Below are 18,973 nucleotides of genomic sequence, written 5' to 3' on the forward strand. Positions count from 1 at the left end.
TCATTCGTGCACCCCGACGGTGTATGGCACGCGACCGGCCGGGACGGCCTTGGTGACCTTGAAGCTGCCGAGGTCGACGACGGCCAGATCGTCCGAGCGACCGTTGGTGACATAGAGCGTCTTCTCGTCCTTCGAGATGCCGATGCCCCACGGGCGGCTGCCGGTCAGCAGGTATTCCTTCGGCGTGCGGCTCTTCACGTCGACCTTGGCGACATGGTTCGCGCCGCCCATCGTCACGTACGCAGTGCTGCCGTCCCTGGTCATCAGGATGCCGACCGGCGTGATGTCTTCCTGCCGGAAGCCCTTGATCGCGAACTTGATCTCGCCCTTCACGGCATTGGCCTTGGTGTCGATCACGGAAATCGTGCCGCTCAGTTCGTTCGAGACCCACAGCTCACCGCCATCCGGCGTCAGCGCGAAGCGCCGCGGCCGATTGCCGACCGGAATGTTGGCCTTGACCGTCTTGCTTGCCGTATCGATCACGTGGACCAGATTGGCCACTTCGGACGTGGCGTAAATGGTCTTGCCATCCGGCGTGATGAGGATGCCTTCCGGCTCCTCGCCAACCTTGACCTCGGCCAGTCGCTTGCCGGTGGCGACGTCGGTCGCCGAGACCACGCCGTCTTCCTCGAGCGTGGCCCACACGGTCTTGCCATCCGGCGAGAAGACGAAGCGTTCCGGATCCGGGCCGACATCGAGCTTGCCGCTGATCTTGTCGGTGGCCGTGTCGATGACATTGATCACGTTGCCTTCGCCGCAGGCGACATAGAGCTTCTTCTGGTCTGGCGAGAACACCAGCTCGCGCGGCTTGTCGCCGGTCTTGATCTTCGCGAGCTGCTTCAGGCTTGCGCCGTCGAACACGGTGACCACGTTGTCCTTCTCGCTGCTCACGTAGAGCTTGCCGGCCATCGCCGGAGCACAGGCCAGGGCGCCGCAGGCCGCGGCCACGATCAATTTCTGGTTCACGCCGCTTTCTCCTCGGGTTTGCCGCCGGGTGCAGCGCCCGCCGGCGGAACGGTCATCTTCAGGAACGCTTCTTCGAGCGACGCGCAGCCGCTGGCGGCCACGACTTCCGTCGGTGTGCCTTCGGTGAGCTTTCGGCCCTTGTGCAGCACGTAGACGCGATCGGCGGCTTCCGCTTCGTTGACCAGATGCGTGGCCCACAGCACGGCCAGCCCCTGATCCCGGCACAGACCCTTGACCAGCGCCATCAGCGTGGTTCGCGACTGCGGGTCCAGGCCCACGGTGGCCTCGTCCATCAGCAGCAGCGCCGGGCGGTGCAGCAGCGCGCGCGCCAGTTCGACCTTGCGACGATTGCCGCCGGACAGCGTGCGGCAGATCTTGTCGCCGGCATCGCCAAGGCCGACCTGTGCCAGCAGCGGCGCGATCCGCGCCCGGCCTTCGGCACCCAGACCATGCAGCGCGGCGTGGAAGCGCAAATTGCCGGTGACGCTGAGATCGAGATCGAGCGTCGGCTGCTGGAACACGACGCCAAGCTTGGCGAGGCCGATGGTCGGCTTCTTCAGGAAGTCTTCGCCGCAGATCGCGATTGCGCCGGCGTCCGGCACGAACAGACCGCTCAGCAACTGGAACAGCGTCGACTTGCCGGCGCCGTTCGGCCCGAGCAGCGCCATGAACTGGCCGGCTTCGATGCGCATCGAGACGCCCTGCAGCGCCTTGACCTCGCCGTAGGATTTGACCGCGTCGCGGACTTCAAGTGTCGGTGTGGACGACGCCATCAGGCGCTCTCCGGTTCGGGGCGGGTCGACTGCAACCCGCCAAGCAATTCTGGATGCCGCGCCATCAGCGCGCGATGCATCTGGTCCACCGCCTCATCATCGCGGCGGCGGGGTTTCGGCAAGTTCACGGCGTGATCAAGGATGATCCGCGCCGGGCTGCGGCTGACGAACAGCACGCGGTCCGCCAGCGCCAGCGCCTCGCGCAGGTCATGCGTCACCAGCACCGTGGTCGGCATCACGTCGCGCCGCAGGTCCGCCAGCAGCGCGTACAGACTTTCGGCCGTCGGCACGTCGAGCGAGATGAACGGTTCATCGAGCAGCAGCAACGCCGGCCTGATCAGAAACGCCCGCAGCAATGCCACGCGCCGCTGCATGCCGCCGGACAGCCGCAGCGGAAACTGCTGTGCGGTGCCGGCGAGGCCGACCCGCGCCAGTGCCGCATCGAGCGTTCCGGTGTCGAGCGCCGGCATCACCAGGCGCAGATTGTCGGCCACCGTGAGCCATGGCAATAGGCGTGGTTCCTGAAACACGAACCCGAGCTTGCCGCTGCCCAACCCGTCGACTTTTGCGCCGACCGTGCCGACGAAGTCCGGATCGAGCCCGGCGATGATCTTCAGCAGACTGGTCTTGCCGGCGCCGCTGGGCCCGACGATGGCGACGAATTCGCCCGAACGCAGCGCAAAGCGCAGCGGCCCGATGGTGTCTCCGGCCGCGCCCGGATGCCGCTTGCGCTGGATATCGACTGTCAGCGCCGTCATGCCCGCCACCCGTTGAGCCTGCGATCCAGCGGCCGCAGCAGCACGGCTTCGATCACGAACACGACGCCGGCGAACGCCGCCGTGTACGCGAGGATGCTGGTCAGGTCGAAGAACTGGAAGAACGTCCCGAGCTGGAAGCCGATGCCATCCGAGCGGCCGAGCAGTTCGATCACGAGCACGATCTTCCAGATCAGCGCGAGCCCAGAGCGCGCCGACGCCATGATGTACGGGTACAGTTGCGGCAGCACGATGCGGCGCAGCACGGTCAGCCGCGGTACGCGATAAACCTCGCCCACCTGCAGCAGTTGCGTGTCGAGCGCCCGCGCGCCTTCCCGGATGTTGATGATCACGGTCGGAACCTTGTTCAGCGCCACCGCCAGCACCGCAGCGGTCTCGTTCAGGCCGATCCAGATGAAGCACAGGATCGCCGCGACCAGCGCCGGCAGGTTCAGCATCAGCACCAGCAGGCTGTCGAGCAAGTTGTTGACCAGCTTGCTGCGCCCCATCCAGACGCCGACGGCGACCCCGATCAGCATCGCGATGACGAACGCGGCCGCGACCCGCATCAGGGTCTTCGCCAGGTGATGCAGGAGTTCGCCTTGCATCAGGTGGTGCTGCAGGCTCAGCAGCACGGCGAGCGGCGACGGCAGCAGCGGATCATTGACCATCGCCGCCAGCGCTTGCCACAGCGCCAGCAGCACGACGAACGCTGCGCCGCGCACCACCGCAGCCGGCAGTGTCCGGACCGCGGTCACGTCAGGGTTTCGAGCCGGACTTGCCGCCCGCGTTCTCGGCCGGCACGGCGTAGAACGTCTGCGGGTCGAGCGTGGTCGCCTTGCCAACCAGTTCCTCGCCGCCTTCCGCCGCCAGCAGCGCGTACAGCGACTGCATCACCGGCAGATTGACCTTGAGCTGTTCGGCGACGATGCCGGCGCGGTGGGCGTCACGCAGGGCGAGGAAATCGGCATCGGTCTCGATCTTCATCAGCGGCCGCAGGCGCTGCCATTCGGCATCGTCGCGACGCAGCACCTCGTTGGTCTTGTCGGCGGCGGCGAGAAAACGCGCCAGCAGCTCGCGATGGCTGCCGGCCCATCCTTCATTGAACACCCAGCCGACCATCGGCACCGGCTTGTCGACGCCGAGCCCGACGAGCACGTCATCGAGATCGATCAGCGGCGTCAGGCCGGCCGCCTTCAGACGCGCCGCGTACGGCCAGAAGTTCAGCACCGCCGGAAGCTTGCCGCGCAGGATGAATTCGTTCAGCGCGGGCGGCGCGGCGAAGCTCGGGCGTGCGTCGCGCTTCAGATCGAGCTTCGCCGACTTGCGTGCCCAGGCCTGCAGGAACAGCCAGCTCTTGTCGACCGGCGTGCCGGCCACGCCGATCTCGCGGCCCTTGAGGTCGGCCACGGTCTTGATGCCGGAATCGCTGCGCACGTAGACACCGCCGAGTGCCGTGGAATTCGGCGCGAACTGCAGCCTGCGGCCTTCCGAGCGATTGCGCGTCACCCACAGCCAGTCCGACGTGATCATGTCGACCGCCCCGCCCTGCAGCGCGATCTGCGCGGCATTGCTGGCCGCCATCGGCACGATCTCGATCTTGAAGTCGCCGGCCTTGTCGAAGCCGCGCGCGGTCATGGTGTCCAGCGTCCACGCGACGGTGCCGAACTGCAGGATGCCGATGCGGATGGTCTTGTCGTCCGCCGCCTGTGCCGTGCCGATGCCGACGCAGGCCAGCACGGTCAGCAGCCATCCGCGGACGGCCCGAAGCGCGGTCCGGTTCGAGCGCGGTTGGACCCGCGCCGTCGTGCGACTTCCGATCATCATTCCTCCAGCTTTTCGTTATTCGTCCGGGGTTGCCGGATCGTGTGCCGCGCTTGCCACCTGCCGCGTTGCCGCCCGCATGCTACTGGACTGCGGCGCGTTCCGGACACTGCCTCAAGCGAGGCCGTCGTTCGCGGGATCGAGCCAGTGATTCAGGAACACGTCGAGCTGCTGGCGCTGGATCATGCCGCTCTTGGTCATGATCATCCGGCCTTGGCGATACAGCGCGATCGTCGGCACGGCGCGCGGATGATCGGTCGGCTTGACCTCGGGATGACGCTCGACGTTGACCTTCAGCATCCGCAGGCGGCCGTCGAACTTCGGCTGCGCCGCAGCCAGCACCGGCTCCAGGCGCTGGCACCAGACGCAGTGGTCGGCCATGTATTCGACCAGCAGCGGCAGCGCGTGATCCGACAAGGCCGCGGCGAGGCCGGCGGCGTCGACTTCCGGCAGGGTGGCGGCAGGGCTGGCGACGTCGTTCATCGGAATCTCCGGGCAATAGCGGCAGGGGCTGGCGGCGTCCATTGTCCACGAGATCGGCGCGTCTGCCGATTCATGGACACGCGCCAGGCCGGCCGGTTCCCTCGGCCATGTTCGCGGGTCCGCGATCAGGCGCTGAGGTACAAGCCGCCGTTGACCGGCAGTTGCGCGCCGGTGATGTAGGCTGCGGCCTCCGAACACAGGAACGCGACGGCAGCGGCAACATCGGCCGGCTGGCCGTAACGCCCGGCCGGAATGCCGGCGAGGATGTCGGCGCGAATCGCGTCGGGCACGGCGCTGATCATCGGGCTGTCGATGTAGCCCGGGGCCACCGTGTTGACGGTGACGCCCTTGCGCGCGACTTCCAGCGCCAGCGCCATCGTGAAGCCGTGCACGCCGGCCTTCGACGCCGAGTAGTTGGTCTGGCCGAACTGCCCGCGCTGGCCGTTGACCGACGAAATGTTGACGATCCGGCCCCAGCCGCGCTGCGCCATGCCATCGGCCACCTGACGCGAGGTGTTGAACACGCTGTCGAGGTTGACCCGGAGCACCGCCTGCCACTGCTCGGGCGTCATTCGCCGCAGCGGCGCATCGCGGGTGATGCCGGCGCAGTTGACGAGGATGTCGATCGCATCGAATCGCGCTTCCAGCCGCAAGATCGACGCCGCGGTGTCGTCGAAATCCGACGCGTCGAAGCTGGCCAGCGCGATGTCGAGACCTTCCGCCTGCCAGCCGGACTGCACCGCTTCGGCCTGCGGTCGATCCGCCGGCAGACAGACCGCGATCACACGGTGCCCGGCCTGCGCCAGTTGCCGGCTGATGGCCGCGCCGATGGCGCCGGTGCCGCCGGTGACGAGCGCGGTGCGGGAGATCGATTCCGTTTTCATCGGCAGCAGCAGGCTTCGAGCGCCATCAGCGCGTGGAGGCCGCGGCGCGCGCAGGCCGGCGCGACGCGGGACGGTACAGGGTGGCCAGCGCCAGCCCGCCGAGAATCAGCAGCGCGCACAGCAGCAGCCGGAGACTTGGCGGCTCGCCAAGCAAGCCGATGCCGACCAGCGCCACCAGCACCGGGACGGCGATCTGCACCAGGCCGGCGCGGATCGCGGTCAGCTTCGGCAGCACCGTGTACCACACGGCATAGCCGAGGCCGGATGCCACCGCGCCGGACAGCACGGCGAACACCACGCCGGTCGCGCTGGCATGCAGTTGCGGCTGTAGCGCGATCGGCAGCAGCGCCAGCGGCGTCGCGCGCAGGAAATTGCCGGCGGTCGCGCCGGTCGGATCGCCGCCACGGCGGCCGCGCAGGCTGTAGATCGCCCAGGCGATGCCGGCACCGAGCATCAGCAGCGAGCCGCCCAGCGGCGGTGCCGTGACCCCCGGCAGCAGCAGCGCGATCAGCCCGATGATCGACAGCCCCTCGCCGATCCACTCGTGCGCTTGCGGGCGCTCGCCGTTGACCAGCCCGGTGCCGATCATCGTCACCTGCACCGCGCCGAACAGCATCAGCGCGCCGGTGCCGGCCGGCAGCGCGACATAGGCCAGCGAGAAGCCGATCGCGTACGCGAGCAGCGCCAGCGACGACGGCCAGTTGCCGCCGATGGCAATGCCGCGCAGCCGCACCAGCGCCACCAGCACGATGGCGCCGGCCGCAATCCGGATCGCGGTGAAGCTGACCGGATCGATCTCGCCATGGCGCAATGCCAGGCGGCACAGGATCGAGTTCGCGGCGAACGCGACCAGCGCCATCAGGGTCAGCAGCACCAGACGCATCAGGCGGCCGCCGGGCGAGCCGGGACCCGCGTCGACGCGATCGGCGGCGCCAGTGGCTTCAATGGCTCGCCTGATCGAGCAGGCGCAGCCGTTCGGAAGTCGCCGGATGCGTGTGGTAGACGCGCTCGTACCAGCGATCGGCGACCGGCGCGTTGCGATTGTTGCGAGTCAGCGTGCGCAGCGCGCGCGCCAGCGCATGACCGCTGGCGTTCTCGGCCGCCGAGGCATCGGCCTCGAACTCGAAGCGGCGGTAGAAATGATTCACCAGCGGCTGCGCGAAGAACCACAGCGACGGCAGCAGCGCCCAGGCCATCGCCAGCCGGGTCACGGGATCGCCGATCTCGTTGGTCGCCATTCCGGCGACGGCCATCAGCAGCAGCCACGCGGCGCCCAGCATCAGCACCTGGAAGCGCAGGTGCCCGCGCTGCAGGTGACCCAACTCGTGCGCGACCACGGCTTCGACTTCGTCCGGCGGCAGCTTGTCGATCAAGGTGTCGCTGAGCACGATGCGCGGCGCGCCGATGCCGCCGGTAACCTGGGCATTGGCCTGCGCCGAGCGCGCCGAAGCCCGCACCAGATACAGCCGGGGTTCGACGACGCCGCAACGCAGCAGCAGGCGTTCGAGCCGCTGCCGCAGATCGCCGGCCGGCAGCGGCTCGACCCGGTCGAACAGCGGCGTGATCCACTGCGGCTGCGCCCAGCGCAGCACGCCCCAGCCGGACCAGCCGACGGCCCAGGCTGGCAGCCACCAGTGGTCGCCGCTGCGCTCGATCAGCGCCAGCGCCACCGTCGCACCCGGCACGGCCAGCACGACGAGCAGCACCAGCTTCAGCGCCTGCTCGCGGGCAAACGCCGCGACGGTCATCCGGTTCATGCCATGCGCGGCATCCAGCCCGAACACCTTGACGATCTTCGGCGGCAATTCCCAAAGCCAGCCGAGCGCGACCAGCAGCACGAGCGCGAGCACCGACGGCGCAAGGCCGCCCGCCTGTGCGACGAACGGTGCCAGCGCCACCAGCAACAGCGGCCAGCCCTGCTGCCACAGCTGCTGGCCAACGCGCTGCGTGACCAGGCCGCGGGCATAGGCCTCGTCGGTCAGCACGGCGCGCTGCCGCAGCAGCAGAGCCAGCCGCAGGACCGCAATCAGGCAGAGCAGGACGAAGACGGGCAGCACGCGGATCGATCAGTCAGAAAACCGCTTGCACTGTTCCAGATCAACGACGACGCGGCAATGGCGCATTGAGACCATGTCGGCACTTGGCAGACAGGGTGCGCGTCCGCCGCGGATCCTCGCCAAGCATCGGCTTCGCGTCATCCCCGTGCTGCGAGGCGATCCAGCAGCGCGGCCGGGCTGGCCTCGGTCCGGATCAGCGCCCGGTTCCTCGCGGAGACGAAATCCTCGTCGCGCGAGCGGTCGAAGAAGCCGAGCAGCCCATCGTAATAGTGGGCGGTGTTCAGCAGCCCGAGCGGCTTCTCGTGCAGGCCGAGCTGCGCCCAGGTCAGAATTTCGCACATCTCGTCCATCGTGCCGAAGCCGCCCGGCAGCACGATGAAGGCGTCCGACATCCGCTCCATCATCGCCTTGCGGGTGTGCATCGAGTCGACCTCGTGCAGTTCGGTCAGGCCGCGATGCTCCACCTCTTTCTCGATCAGCAGTTTCGGAATCACGCCGACCACCTCGCCGCCGCCGGCCAGCACGGCATCGGCGACCACCCCCATCAGCCCGACCCGCCCGCCGCCGTACACCAGCCGGATGCCGCGTGCGGCCATCAGCCTGCCGAGCTCGCGGGCGTGATCGGCATAGGCCGGATTGCTGCCGAAGCGGGAACCGCAGAACACGCAGATCGAGCGGATGCCGGTGGCAGGCGAAGGGAACGAATCGGAGGATGCGGTGGTCATCGACGGGTGGCCATGGAATTCAGGCCGGCATTATCCACCGAGCGGCGGCCCATCCCGCAGGCCGCAGCGCCACTCCGGTTACCGCGCCGGCACCCGGATCGTCCGGCCGTCTCCACGGCGTCATCATGATTCAGCACGCTTGTTGCGAGCTGAATTGCTGCAGCTTGCATGACCGCGGCCGAAGCGCTGACCCGCACGGACGCCGAAGGACCATCATCCGGGAGGAGAACCGATGAAACGACTCACCGTGCTCGACATGGGCTTCATCCATCTGGAGCGGCGCAACCAGCCGCTGCATGTCGCCTACCTGACCCTGCTGCGCCCGCCGGCCGATGCGCCGCCGGACTTCGCGCAGACGCTGGTCGCGCGCCTGCGCTCGTACGCGTCGCCGCTGCCGCCGTTCAACCAGCGGCTGGAAAGCCGGCTCGGCAAGGGCTTCTGGGTCGAGGACCCGGAGTTCGACATCGCCCAGCACGTCGTCCATCTGGCCCTGCCCCAGCCCGGCACGATGGATCAGCTGCTGGCGATGGTGTCGCGCATGCATGCCAGCCATCTCGACCGCGCCTACCCGCTGTGGCGCACCTACATCATCGAGGGCATCGCCGGCGGCCAGATCGCGATCTACTCGAAGGTTCACCATGCGGTGGCCGACGGCGTGGCCGGCACCCGGCTGTTCCTGCGTTCGATGTCGCTGAACCCGAACGACATCCTGCCGCCGCCGTGGGCGGTGCCGCCGCAGGGGCGGCGCGAACGGCCCAGCGGCCTGCTCGCCGCGCCGGTCGACGGCGTGGTCAAGCTCGCCGGACGCTTCGGCGGCGTGGTCGAACATCTGCCGACGGTCTATCGCGAACTGCGCAAGGCCCGGCAGGACCGGCGCGACGGCAACGTCGATGCCCTGTCCGGCCATCAGGCGCCGCCGACGATCCTGAACCAGCCGATCAGCGCCTCGCGCCGCTACCTCGCGCGCAGCTATCCGCTGGCGCGGATCAAGGCCGCAAGCCGCACGCTCGGCTGCACCGTCAACGACGTGATGCTGGCGATGTGCAGCCACGCGCTGCGCCGCTACCTGATCGACCAGCGCGCCCTGCCGAGCGAGCCGATGATCGCCGGCGTGCCGATGTCCACCCGGCGCGACAAGAGCGACGTCGGCAACCAGATCAGCTTCCTGCTGGCCAATCTCGGCACCCATCTGGCCGATCCGGCCGAACGGTTGCGGGTGATCCGGGCGTCGGTCGAACACAGCAAGCAGCGCTACGCGCCGATGAAGCCGGGCGCGATCCTCGGCTTCGCCGCGGCCCAGATGCTGCCGGGGCTGGTCAACATGCTGCTGGCGCCGAAGCGCGGCCGTCTGGCGTTCAACCTCGTGATCTCCAACGTTCCCGGCCCCCGCTCGCCACTGTACTGGCAGGGCTGCGCGGTCGAAGGGATGTTCCCGGTCTCCGTGCTGGCCGACGGCATGGCGCTGAACATCACGGCGTCCAGCCGGGCCGATGCCCTCGATTTCGGCGTGCTGGCTTGCCGCCGCACCTTGCCGAACGTCGAATCGCTGATGGACTACCTCGGCGACGGTCTCGACGAGATCGAGCGGCTGGCGCGAATGACGATCGCCGTCGGCAGGCCGGTTCCGATGCTCGAGGGCGAGCCGACCGCCGAATTGGAGGTGCTGTCGCCCGCGGCGTCGGAGCCGGCGCCGTGAACGCGCGCTAGCGCCCGGGACGGCGCGCGACGCCCCCGCGACCATCGCCGGATCGCGCGCGGCGGCCGCGCCGGGGATGCTGGTCGTCGGCGGCGCCCGTCGCCGGGCCGCAGATGCCGGCCCGGTCCAGCCGCAACTGCCGTCGACGCAGTCGAACCAGCCGCCGCGGGATGACCGGCGCTCAGGCAATCGGCGCGAATCGGCGCTGGCGCACGCCGTCGTGCTCGATCTCGTCGAGGAACATCGCGTACGGCCGTACCCAGAGACCGCTGTCGTGGTGCAGCGGCCGGTACAGCATCAGCGGCTCCAGCGTTTCGCTGTGCCGCACGACCCCGATCACCTCGTATTCGCCGCCCTTGTAGTGGCGATAGCGGCCGATCGGGGCTACGGGCAGCGGCGGAAGATCATTCATGGTCGGGCAAGCCAGCCGGTGTTCGAGCCGGGAATTCGGCCAGGTGATCCCACCGCACTGCGGCCGGCTTGGCAAGGCATGGCCCGGCAGCGGATGCCCGCCGTCGGGCCGGCACGGTCGCGGATGACGGGATGACCGTTCGGTGACGGAAATGCGACGCCCGTCGAGACCGAAACTTGCAAGTGGCCTCGCGCATCTCGTCACCCCCGCGTATGAAAACTGCTTGCCCATCCGGACAGCGGATCGCCCCCGTGCATGGGGGCGAGCCTGCCGACCGGAGCCGGTTCGACCGCTGCACACGGAGACCGATCGATGGAACGATCATGGCGATCAACATGATTCAGGCGGCGCTGCAGACATTGCTGGCGACACCGGCTGCGCCGTTGACCTTGAGCTTTCCGTTGATTGCCGCCGGCGCCTGGCTGTGGGGCCACCGGGCAAGCCTGGCGATCAGTGCGCTGAGTGCCGTCGGCATGATGCTGGTCGCCGTCGGCTGGCCCATCGTCGCGCAGGCGCTGGCCGTGTCGGCGATCGGCGGCTGGGGCGCGCTCTGCGCCTGGGCGGCACGCCAGCGGGTCAGCACCGTGCCGATCGCGCCGCCCGCGTCACGGATCGCCCCGACCGACCTCGAACTGGTCGAAGCGCAGCGCCTGGCGGGTGTCGGCAGCTGGTGCTGGAGCATCGAGTCGGACACGGTGGAGTGGTCCGCCGCGCTGTACGCGATCTTCGGTCGCGATCCGGCACTGGCAGCGCCGAGCTATCGCGAACATGCCAGCCTCTACGCGGCCGAGAGCTTTGCCCGGCTGGACGCGGCCGTCGCCAATGCGGTGGTCAGCGGCACGGCGTACACGCTCGAACTCGAGATCAGGCACGCCTCGGGCGAGCCGCGCTGGATCACTGCGCGCGGCGAAGCGATCCGGGAGGCATCGGGCCGCATCATCGGCCTGCGCGGCACGGTCACCGATGTCACCGATCGCCACCAGCTGATGACCGCGCTGGCCGAGCGCGAACGGGCGCTGCAGATCAGCGAGCAGCGCTTCCGCGCCAGCTTCAATTCGATGTTCCAGTTCATGGCGATACTGGCGCCGGACGGCACCCTGCTGGAGGTCAACGATGCCGCCGCCAGCTTCTCGGGAGGGCCAGCGTCCGATCTGCTCGGCAGACCGTTCTGGGCGACGCCGTGGTGGCGCATCAGTGAACCCACCCGCAACGGAATTCGCGCCGCCGTCTCGCGCGCGGCCCACGGCGAGTTCGTGCGCTACGACGTCGAAGTGCTGGATCTGAAGGACCGGCGCGTGACTGTCGATTTCTCGATCAAGCCGGTCTACGACGATAGCGGCAATGTCGTGCTGCTGATTCCCGAGGGTCGGGATGTCACAGAGGAGCGGCGCACGCGCGACGGCTTGCGCCAGGCGCAGGAACGGTTTGAGGCGATCTTCAATTCGACCTTCCAGTTCATCGGCCTGCTCCAGCCTGACGGCACCTTGCTGGAAGCCAACGAGACCGCGGTGCAGTTCACCGGCGTGCACGCATCGCAATTGCTCGGCCGGCCGTTCTGGGACTGTCACTGGTGGACTTACTCGCTGCACGCTCAGCTGCAGCTCAAGGCGGCCGTGCTGCGCGCTGCCGAAGGCGAATTCGTTCGCTACGACTGCGAGGTGCAAGGCGCCGGCGGCGCCCTGATCACCATCGATTTCTCGTTGAAACCCGTCCGCGACGAGACTGGCCGGATCGTGCTGCTGATTCCCGAGGGCCGCAACGTGACCGAGGAGCGGCGCACGCGGGCGGCGCTGCAGGAAAGCGAGAACCGTTTCCGGCTGGCGATGAAGAACGCACCGATCGGCAAGGCGCTGGTCTCGCTTGATGGTCAGTTCCTGTCGGTCAACGAATCGCTGTGCAGGATGCTCGGCTATTCGGAAACCGAGCTGCTGACCCGAACCTTTCAGGACGTGACCCATCCCGATGATGTCGCCAAGGATGTCGCCCATCGCCGGGAATTGCTCGACGGCATTCGCGAGCGCTACCAGATGGGCAAGCGCTATCTGCGCGCCGACCGCGCCATCGTCTACGTGCAGCTGCATGTGAGCCTGCTGCGCGACGCCAACGGCCAGCCGCTGCATTTCATCTCGCAGATGCAGGACGTCACCGTGCGCCGCGAGATGGAAGCGCATCAGGAAGAACTCACGCAACGGCTGACCCTCGCCCTGCGCGCCTCGGGCATCGGCGTCTGGGAATGGGACCTCAAGACCAACCTGCTGACCTGGGACGCCGGGATCCGACGCATCTACGGCGTCAACGACGGCATCGCGCTGCACTACGAGACGTGGCGCAGCGCGGTCGTCGATGAAGACCTGTCGCACTGCGAGGAAGCGATGGCGGAAGCCATCCGGAGCAAGACTCGCGGGTCCAGCGAGTTCCGCATCGTTCATCCCAGGCTCGGGCAGCGCTTTATCGAATCCCTGTTCGGCCCGGTGATGGACGACGAGGGAAACCCGGTGCGGATGGTCGGCGTGAATCTCGACGTGACCGAGCGCTGGATGGCCGAGAAGCGCATCGGCGAAGCCAACCGGATGCTTCAGAACCGGATCGCGGAAGTTTCGGAACTGCAGGAGCAGCTCCGCGAGCAGGCCATCCGTGACGGCCTGACCGGCCTCTACAACCGGCGCTACTTCGATGAGCGGCTGGCCAGTGAACTCGACCGAGCGGCCGTCGAGGATCACGGCGTCAGCCTGATCATGGCCGATCTCGACCACTTCAAGCGCATCAACGACCGCTACGGTCATCAGGCCGGCGATGCGCTGCTGCAAGCCTGGGCCGAGCTGCTGCGCGCCAACCTGCGCAGCACCGATGTGCTGTGCCGTTACGGCGGGGAGGAATTCGTGATCGTGTTGCCGCGGAGCAGTCTGGCGGACGCCGTCAGCCGGGCCGAAGAGATTCGCACCCGGTTCGAGCAACTGCGCCTGCCCGCCGCGAACGGCACGAAGGAACTCGGAACGACGGTCTCTATCGGCGTCGCGCATGCCGCCGCCGACAGCCTGACGGCCGAGCAGCTGATCCACGCCGCCGATGCGGCGCTGTATCGGGCCAAGGCCGAAGGCCGCAACCGCGTGGTCTGCGAGCTGCTGCCGCAGTCCGGGTGACGACGCGCCATCCACCGACGATGGCGGCAGACACCAAAAACCCGCAGCACTGTCACCGATGCCGCGGGTCGATGGATCGCGCGTTGCGCCTTACAGCGAAAGCAGCAGGCGCGCCGGGTCTTCGAGGCAGTCCTTGATGTGCTTCAGGAACAGCACGGCTTCGCGGCCATCGATCAGGCGGTGATCGTAGGTCAGCGCGAGATACATCATTGGCCGGATCACGACCTGGCCGTTGACGGCGATCGGGCGGTCGAATATGCCGTGCATGCCGAGAATCGCGGCCTGCGGCGGGTTCAGGATCGGCGTCGACATCATCGAACCGAAGACGCCGCCGTTGGTGATGCTGAACGTGCCGCCGGACAGGTCCTCCATCGTCAGCTTGTTCGCGCGGGCCTTGACGCCGAGCGCACCGATCGCCTTTTCGATGTCGCCGAGGTTCAGGGCATCGGCATCACGCACGACCGGCACGACCAGACCGCGCTCGGTCGACACCGCCACGCCGATGTCGTAATAGCCGTGGTAGACCACGTCGTTGCCGTCGATCGAGGCATTGACGGCCGGGTACTTCTTCAGCGCTTCGATCGCGGCGCGCACGAAGAAGCTCATGAAGCCGAGCTTGACGCCATGCGCCTTCTCGAACGGCTCCTTGTACTTCGCGCGGATCTCGCCGACGGCCTTCAGATCCACTTCATTGAACGTGGTCAGCATCGCGGCCGTGGCCTGCGCTTCGACCAGACGCTCGGCGATGCGGGCGCGGATGCGGGTCATCGGCACGCGCTGCTCGGTGCGGGCGCCGAGCACGGCCTTCGGTGCCGGCGCGGCCACGGCCGCCGGAGCGGGCGCAGCCTTCGGCGCGGCAGCCGGCGCCGCCTTCTGATTGGCGGCGTAAGCCTTGACGTCTTCGGTGGTCAGGCGGCCGCCCTTGCCGGTACCGGCCCCCGCTGAAATCAGGGTCGACGCCGAGAGGCCGAGTTCGGCCAGCAGCTTGCGCACGGCCGGGCCCTGCGCGTCGTCGTCAGTGGCAGCGGCCGCGGGTGCTGCAGCTTCCGCCTTGGCCGGCGCAGCGGCGGGCGCGGCAGCGGTGGCCCCTTCCGACACCACGCCGATGACGTCGCCGGCCTTGACCGTCTGGCCAGCCTGCACGCGAATCTCGGTCAGCACGCCGTCGGCGGTCGACGGTACTTCCAGCATGACCTTGTCCGTCTCGAGATCGACGAGGTTCTGCTCGCGCGACACCTTGTCGCCGGCCTTCAGGTGCCAGACCGATACCGTGGCTTCGGAGACCGATTCCGGCAGGTTGGGGACTTTGATCTCGATACTCATGACAGCTCCGGATTCTGGTTGTAGTTCGTGCAGCAATGATGGTCGAGGCAGTGAAACGGGCAGCGGATCAGGCGCCGCCCTGCAGCGGCAGACCGCCGCTCAGCGCGGCTTCGCACAGGTCCGCCTGTTCCTTGACGTGGACCTTGAGGTAGCCGACCGCCGTCGTCGCGCTGCCCTTGCGGGTGGCGTAGTACAACTGGTGGTCGGCCGCGAGGTAGGCGCGCAGGCGATGCTTGATCTGGTACCAGGCGCCCTGGTTTTCCGGCTCTTCCTGACACCACACCACATCCTTGGCGTTCGGATACGAGGCGATCACCGCTTCGTACTCGGTGCGCGGGAACGGATAGAGCTGTTCCAGACGGACCAGCGCCACATCGTCGCGCTTGGCCTTCTCGCGGGCTTCGAACAGGTCGTAGTAGACCTTGCCCGAGCAGAACACGATGCGCTTGATCTTGGCCTTGTCGGTGCTCGCCGGTTCGTCGATGACGTACTGGAAGCTGCCCTGCGTCAGGTCTTCGAGCGTCGACACCGAGAGCTTGTGGCGCAGCAGCGACTTCGGCGTCATCACGATCAACGGCAGGCGCAGGCTGCGCTTCATCTGGCGGCGGATCATGTGGAAGAACTGGGCCGGCGTCGACGGCACGCAGACCTGCATGTTGTTGCCGGCACAGAGCTGCAGGTAGCGCTCGAGGCGCGCCGACGAGTGCTCCGGGCCCTGCCCTTCATAGCCATGCGGCAGGAACATCGTGAGGCCGCACAGACGGCCCCACTTGACGTAGCCGGAGGCGATGAACTGGTCGACGACGACCTGCGCGCCGTTGGCGAAATCGCCGAACTGCGCTTCCCAGATCACGAGGCTGTCCGGATCGGTGGTCGAATAGCCGTACTCGAAGCCGAGCACGCCTTCCTCGCTCAGCAGGGTGTCGCTGACGATGAACTTGTCCTTGTCGGCATCGAGATGGCGCAGCGGCGTGTAGCTGTAGCCGGTCTTGGCGTCGTGCAGCGTGGCGTGACGGTGGAAGAACGTGCCGCGGCGGACGTCCTGACCGGACAGGCGGACATTGAAGCCTTCGGTGACGAGGCCGGCATAGGCCATGGTCTCGGCGAAGCCCCAGTCCATCGGCAGGCTGCCTTCGGCCATCTTCGCGCGATCCTCGAGGATCTTGGCGACGCGGGCGTGCGGCGTGAAGCCTTCCGGCAGCTTCAGCAGCCGCGCCGACAGGCTCTGGATCATGTCGCGGCTCATCGAGGTGTCGGCCGGGGTCGCCCAGTCGCCCTTCGAGTAGTTCGCCCAGTTCACCGTGTACTTGTTGCCGACCAGACCGAGCGTGGTGCGGGCGATGTTCTCGCCGCGGTCCAGCGCGTCGCGGTACGCGCGAACCAGCTTTTCCGGCTCGTCCTTGCTCACAGTACCGTCCTGCACCAGACGCTGCGAGTACAGCGCCAGGGTCGTCGGCAGGTTCTTGATCGTCTCGTACATCACCGGGCTGGTGACGGACGGCTCGTCGGCCTCGTTGTGGCCGAGGCGGCGGTAGCAGCAGATGTCGACGATCACGTCCTTGTGGAACGCGTTGCGGAAGTCCATCGCCAGCCGGGTGACGAACACGACCGCGTCCGGATCATCGCCGTTGACGTGGAACACCGGTGCTTCCGACATCTTCGCGAGATCGGTGCAGTAGCGGCTGGTGCGCGATTCGTGGCCTTCGCGGGCCTCGATCGGGTTCGGCGTGGTGAAGCCGATCTGGTTGTTGACGATGATGTGCATCGTGCCGCCGGTCGCGTAGCCCTTCGACTGCGACAGCTGCATCGTTTCCATCACGACACCCTGCCCGGCGAACGCGGCGTCGCCGTGGATCAGCACCGGCAGCACCTTGTTGCCGCTCTCGTCCTTGCGGCGGGTCTGGCGGGCCTTGACCGAGCCTTCGACCACCGGGTTGACGATTTCCAGATGCGACGGGTTGAACGCGAGCACGAGGTGCAGGCGCTTGCCGGACACCTCGACGTCGGTCGAGAAGCCCATGTGGTACTTGACGTCGCCAGCGCGCGACAGCGCCTCGACCGAGTACTTGCCCTCGAATTCGGCGAACAGGTCCTTCGGCGACTTGCCGAGGACGTTGATCAGCACGTTCAGGCGGCCGCGATGGGCCATGCCGATGACGACTTCATCGGCGTCGGATTCCGCCGCCGTGCGCATCACTTCGTCGAGCGCCGGGATCAGCGCTTCGCCGCCTTCGAGCGAGAAACGCTTCTGGCCGACGTACTTGTTGTGCAGGTAGCGCTCGATGCCTTCCGCCGCCACCAGCTGCGTCAGCACTTCCTTGCGCCGGGTCGGCGACAGCCGAGGCTGGAACGCGCGCGTTTCGAGACGCGCCTGAATCCAGCGCTTCTGCGAAGTTTCGGTGACGTACATGTACTCGGCACCGATGGTGTCCGTGTACACCGCCTTGCAGATACGGATGATCTCGCGCAGCGGCAGGCGTTCGGCAGCGGCCAGCGTGCCGGTGTTGTAGACGGTGTCGAGATCGTCCGGCTGCAGGCCGTGGTAGACCGGATCGAGATCCGCGATCTGCGGAATCGGCGTCAGGCCGAGCGGATCGAGCTTCGCTGCCTGATGGCCGCGGACCCGGTAGTAGTTGATCAGCCGCAGTACCGCGGCCTGCTTTTCCGCCTGCACCAGATCGCCGGCCGGCGGATTGTTCGCGACGGCCACCTTGGGCTCGCGCGCGAGCTTCTCGAACTGTGCGCGGACCGGGCCGTGGGCGGTTTCGCTGCCGCCGCCCGGTCCCTGCACGCTGCGGAAATACGCCCGCCACGAATCGTCGACCTGCGTCGGATCGTCGAGATACTGTTCGTACAGGTCTTCGACGTAACTGGCGTTGCCGCCCTGAATCGACGAACTCTCGATCAGGCTCAGATACTTGCTTCCGGTCATTGCTCTTCCTGCGCCTCAGGCGCTTCGCTTACTTTCGGGCTGCTTTGGCAGCCGCTTCGAGATTGTTCGGAACCTGACCCTGTGCCGGCCAGTCGGCCGTCAGATTGCCCAGATAATCCCGGAACTCGCCCGCCAGTTCCGGATGCTTCAGCGCGTACTCGACGTTGGCCTTCAGATAGCCGAGCTTCGAGCCGCAGTCATAGCGCGTGCCTTCGAATTCGTAGGCCAGCACCGTCTGTTCCTGGATCATCATGCTGATCGCGTCGGTCAGCTGGATTTCGCCGCCGGCGCCGCGCGGCGTGCGTTCCAGCAGCTTGAAGATGCGCGGCGTCAGGATGTAGCGACCGACCACGGCCAGATTCGACGGCGCATCTTCCGGCTTCGGCTTTTCGACGATGCGGCGAATCTCGCCGAGCCCCGGGCCCACCGGCTGGGTATCGACCACGCCGTAGCTGGAGATCTCGTCCATCGGCACGCGCTGCGTCGCGATGACGCTGGTGCCGTACTCCTGATACACGCGCTGCATCTGCGCGAGGCAGGGACGCAGGCGGCCATCGATCAGGTCATCGGCGAGGATCACGGAGAAGTCTTCGTCGCCGACCGCCGGCCAGGCGCACAGCACGGCGTGGCCCAGGCCCAGCGCTTCGGCCTGGCGGATGAAGATGCAGGTGATGCCCGGCGGCAGGATTTCCTGCACGGTCTCCAGCAGCTTGCCCTTGCCGCGCGAGGCCAGTTCGGCTTCCAGTTCGTAGGCCTTGTCGAAGTGATCCATGATCGAGTTCTTCGAGCGGCCGGTGATGAAGATCAGCTCTTCGGCACCGGCGCTGATCGCTTCCTGCACCGCGTACTGGATCAGCGGCTTGTCGACGACCGGCAGCATTTCCTTGGCGCTGGCCTTGGTGGCCGGGAGGAAGCGGGTGCCGAGGCCGGCGACGGGGAATACGGCTTTTCTGATGCGCATGGCGGGCCTCAGCGGTCCTTGAAGTTCGTTGTTCGGTGGATG

16 protein-coding genes are annotated in these 18,973 nt (G+C 67.5%); 2 read left to right on the forward strand and 14 right to left on the reverse strand.

Going from position 1 to position 18,973, the window contains the following annotated elements; translation table 11 throughout:
- The 10 genes from QZ951_RS14150 to QZ951_RS14195 all read right to left on the reverse strand — a co-directional run bounded on the left by QZ951_RS14150 (position 1) and on the right by QZ951_RS14195 (position 8,467).
- Positions 1–966: a PQQ-dependent catabolism-associated beta-propeller protein gene (locus tag QZ951_RS14150; protein WP_293001604.1), complete on the reverse strand. Its 966-nt coding sequence runs from the start codon at positions 964–966 to the stop codon at positions 1–3.
- Positions 963–1,739, reverse strand: a complete 777-nt coding sequence (locus QZ951_RS14155; RefSeq protein WP_293001606.1) for an ABC transporter ATP-binding protein — start codon at positions 1,737–1,739, stop codon at positions 963–965. The genes QZ951_RS14150 and QZ951_RS14155 overlap by 4 nt, the downstream gene beginning before the upstream one ends.
- Positions 1,739–2,497: an ABC transporter ATP-binding protein gene (locus QZ951_RS14160; protein ID WP_293001608.1), complete on the reverse strand. Its 759-nt coding sequence runs from the start codon at positions 2,495–2,497 to the stop codon at positions 1,739–1,741. The genes QZ951_RS14155 and QZ951_RS14160 overlap by 1 nt, the downstream gene beginning before the upstream one ends.
- A complete protein-coding gene (locus tag QZ951_RS14165; RefSeq protein ID WP_293001611.1) occupies positions 2,494–3,252 on the reverse strand; it encodes an ABC transporter permease in 759 nt (252 codons plus the stop codon). Before QZ951_RS14165 ends, QZ951_RS14160 begins: the two co-directional genes overlap by 4 nt.
- Before the next feature lies 1 nt (position 3,253).
- On the reverse strand, positions 3,254–4,318 hold the full coding sequence (locus QZ951_RS14170) for an ABC transporter substrate-binding protein (RefSeq protein ID WP_293001613.1): 1,065 nt from the start codon (positions 4,316–4,318) through the stop codon (positions 3,254–3,256).
- A 114-nt stretch (positions 4,319–4,432) separates the two neighbouring features.
- On the reverse strand, positions 4,433–4,801 hold the full coding sequence (locus tag QZ951_RS14175) for a thioredoxin family protein (protein WP_293001615.1): 369 nt from the start codon (positions 4,799–4,801) through the stop codon (positions 4,433–4,435).
- Between the two features lie 125 nt (positions 4,802–4,926).
- Entirely contained in the window at positions 4,927–5,685 is a 759-nt protein-coding gene (gene phbB / locus QZ951_RS14180) for an acetoacetyl-CoA reductase (RefSeq protein WP_293001617.1), read from the reverse strand.
- 25 nt (positions 5,686–5,710) lie between these two features.
- Positions 5,711–6,568 carry a DMT family transporter gene (locus tag QZ951_RS14185; protein WP_293001619.1) on the reverse strand — a complete coding sequence of 286 codons (858 nt, stop codon included), beginning with the start codon at positions 6,566–6,568 and terminating at the stop codon, positions 5,711–5,713.
- A gap of 58 nt (positions 6,569–6,626) precedes the next feature.
- On the reverse strand, positions 6,627–7,742 hold the full coding sequence (locus QZ951_RS14190; protein WP_293001621.1) for a M48 family metalloprotease: 1,116 nt from the start codon (positions 7,740–7,742) through the stop codon (positions 6,627–6,629).
- 137 nt (positions 7,743–7,879) lie between these two features.
- The gene (locus QZ951_RS14195; RefSeq protein WP_293001623.1) at positions 7,880–8,467 is read right to left on the reverse strand and encodes a TIGR00730 family Rossman fold protein; all 588 of its coding nucleotides are present in this window, start codon (positions 8,465–8,467) and stop codon (positions 7,880–7,882) included.
- A 232-nt stretch (positions 8,468–8,699) separates the two neighbouring features.
- Between QZ951_RS14195 and QZ951_RS14200 the strand changes: the two genes are divergently transcribed.
- Positions 8,700–10,163, forward strand: coding sequence for a wax ester/triacylglycerol synthase family O-acyltransferase (locus QZ951_RS14200; protein ID WP_293001626.1), 1,464 nt, complete (start codon positions 8,700–8,702; stop codon positions 10,161–10,163).
- A 181-nt stretch (positions 10,164–10,344) separates the two neighbouring features.
- Here the strand turns inward: QZ951_RS14200 and QZ951_RS14205 are convergent, their stop codons facing one another.
- A complete protein-coding gene (locus QZ951_RS14205) occupies positions 10,345–10,575 on the reverse strand; it encodes a DUF1653 domain-containing protein (protein WP_293001628.1) in 231 nt (76 codons plus the stop codon).
- A gap of 323 nt (positions 10,576–10,898) precedes the next feature.
- On the opposite strand from QZ951_RS14205, the gene QZ951_RS14210 reads away from it, so the two are divergent.
- Entirely contained in the window at positions 10,899–13,715 is a 2,817-nt protein-coding gene (locus tag QZ951_RS14210) for a PAS domain S-box protein (protein WP_293001630.1), read from the forward strand.
- Between the two features lie 90 nt (positions 13,716–13,805).
- On the opposite strand, the gene odhB is transcribed toward QZ951_RS14210, so the two are convergent.
- The 3 genes from odhB to galU all read right to left on the reverse strand — a co-directional run bounded on the left by odhB (position 13,806) and on the right by galU (position 18,931).
- Complete coding sequence (gene odhB, locus QZ951_RS14215) at positions 13,806–15,038, reverse strand: 2-oxoglutarate dehydrogenase complex dihydrolipoyllysine-residue succinyltransferase (protein ID WP_293001632.1); 1,233 nt, start codon at positions 15,036–15,038, stop codon at positions 13,806–13,808.
- A 67-nt stretch (positions 15,039–15,105) separates the two neighbouring features.
- Positions 15,106–17,970, reverse strand: a complete 2,865-nt coding sequence (locus QZ951_RS14220) for a 2-oxoglutarate dehydrogenase E1 component (RefSeq protein WP_293001634.1) — start codon at positions 17,968–17,970, stop codon at positions 15,106–15,108.
- A gap of 28 nt (positions 17,971–17,998) precedes the next feature.
- Entirely contained in the window at positions 17,999–18,931 is a 933-nt protein-coding gene (galU, locus tag QZ951_RS14225) for a UTP--glucose-1-phosphate uridylyltransferase GalU (protein WP_293001636.1), read from the reverse strand.
- Positions 18,932–18,973: the final 42 nt, after the last annotated feature.

The organism is Nevskia sp. (assembly GCF_021732705.1).
GTDB lineage: Bacteria > Pseudomonadota > Gammaproteobacteria > Nevskiales > Nevskiaceae > Nevskia.

Bases quoted from the DNA above. Each gene is read 5' to 3' on its own strand.
- QZ951_RS14155 (WP_293001606.1), bottom strand. From the start codon at position 1,739: ATGGCGTCGTCCACACCGACACTTGAAGTCCGCGACGCGGTCAAATCC.
- QZ951_RS14195 (WP_293001623.1), bottom strand. From the start codon at position 8,467: ATGACCACCGCATCCTCCGATTCGTTCCCTTCGCCTGCCACCGGCATC.
- QZ951_RS14185 (WP_293001619.1), bottom strand. From the start codon at position 6,568: ATGCGTCTGGTGCTGCTGACCCTGATGGCGCTGGTCGCGTTCGCCGCG.
- QZ951_RS14220 (WP_293001634.1), bottom strand. From the start codon at position 17,970: ATGACCGGAAGCAAGTATCTGAGCCTGATCGAGAGTTCGTCGATTCAG.
- QZ951_RS14170 (WP_293001613.1), bottom strand. From the start codon at position 4,318: ATGATCGGAAGTCGCACGACGGCGCGGGTCCAACCGCGCTCGAACCGG.
- QZ951_RS14205 (WP_293001628.1), bottom strand. From the start codon at position 10,575: ATGAATGATCTTCCGCCGCTGCCCGTAGCCCCGATCGGCCGCTATCGC.
- QZ951_RS14175 (WP_293001615.1), bottom strand. From the start codon at position 4,801: ATGAACGACGTCGCCAGCCCTGCCGCCACCCTGCCGGAAGTCGACGCC.
- galU (WP_293001636.1), bottom strand. From the start codon at position 18,931: ATGCGCATCAGAAAAGCCGTATTCCCCGTCGCCGGCCTCGGCACCCGC.
- QZ951_RS14160 (WP_293001608.1), bottom strand. From the start codon at position 2,497: ATGACGGCGCTGACAGTCGATATCCAGCGCAAGCGGCATCCGGGCGCG.
- QZ951_RS14210 (WP_293001630.1), top strand. From the start codon at position 10,899: ATGGCGATCAACATGATTCAGGCGGCGCTGCAGACATTGCTGGCGACA.
- phbB (WP_293001617.1), bottom strand. From the start codon at position 5,685: ATGAAAACGGAATCGATCTCCCGCACCGCGCTCGTCACCGGCGGCACC.
- QZ951_RS14200 (WP_293001626.1), top strand. From the start codon at position 8,700: ATGAAACGACTCACCGTGCTCGACATGGGCTTCATCCATCTGGAGCGG.
- odhB (WP_293001632.1), bottom strand. From the start codon at position 15,038: ATGAGTATCGAGATCAAAGTCCCCAACCTGCCGGAATCGGTCTCCGAA.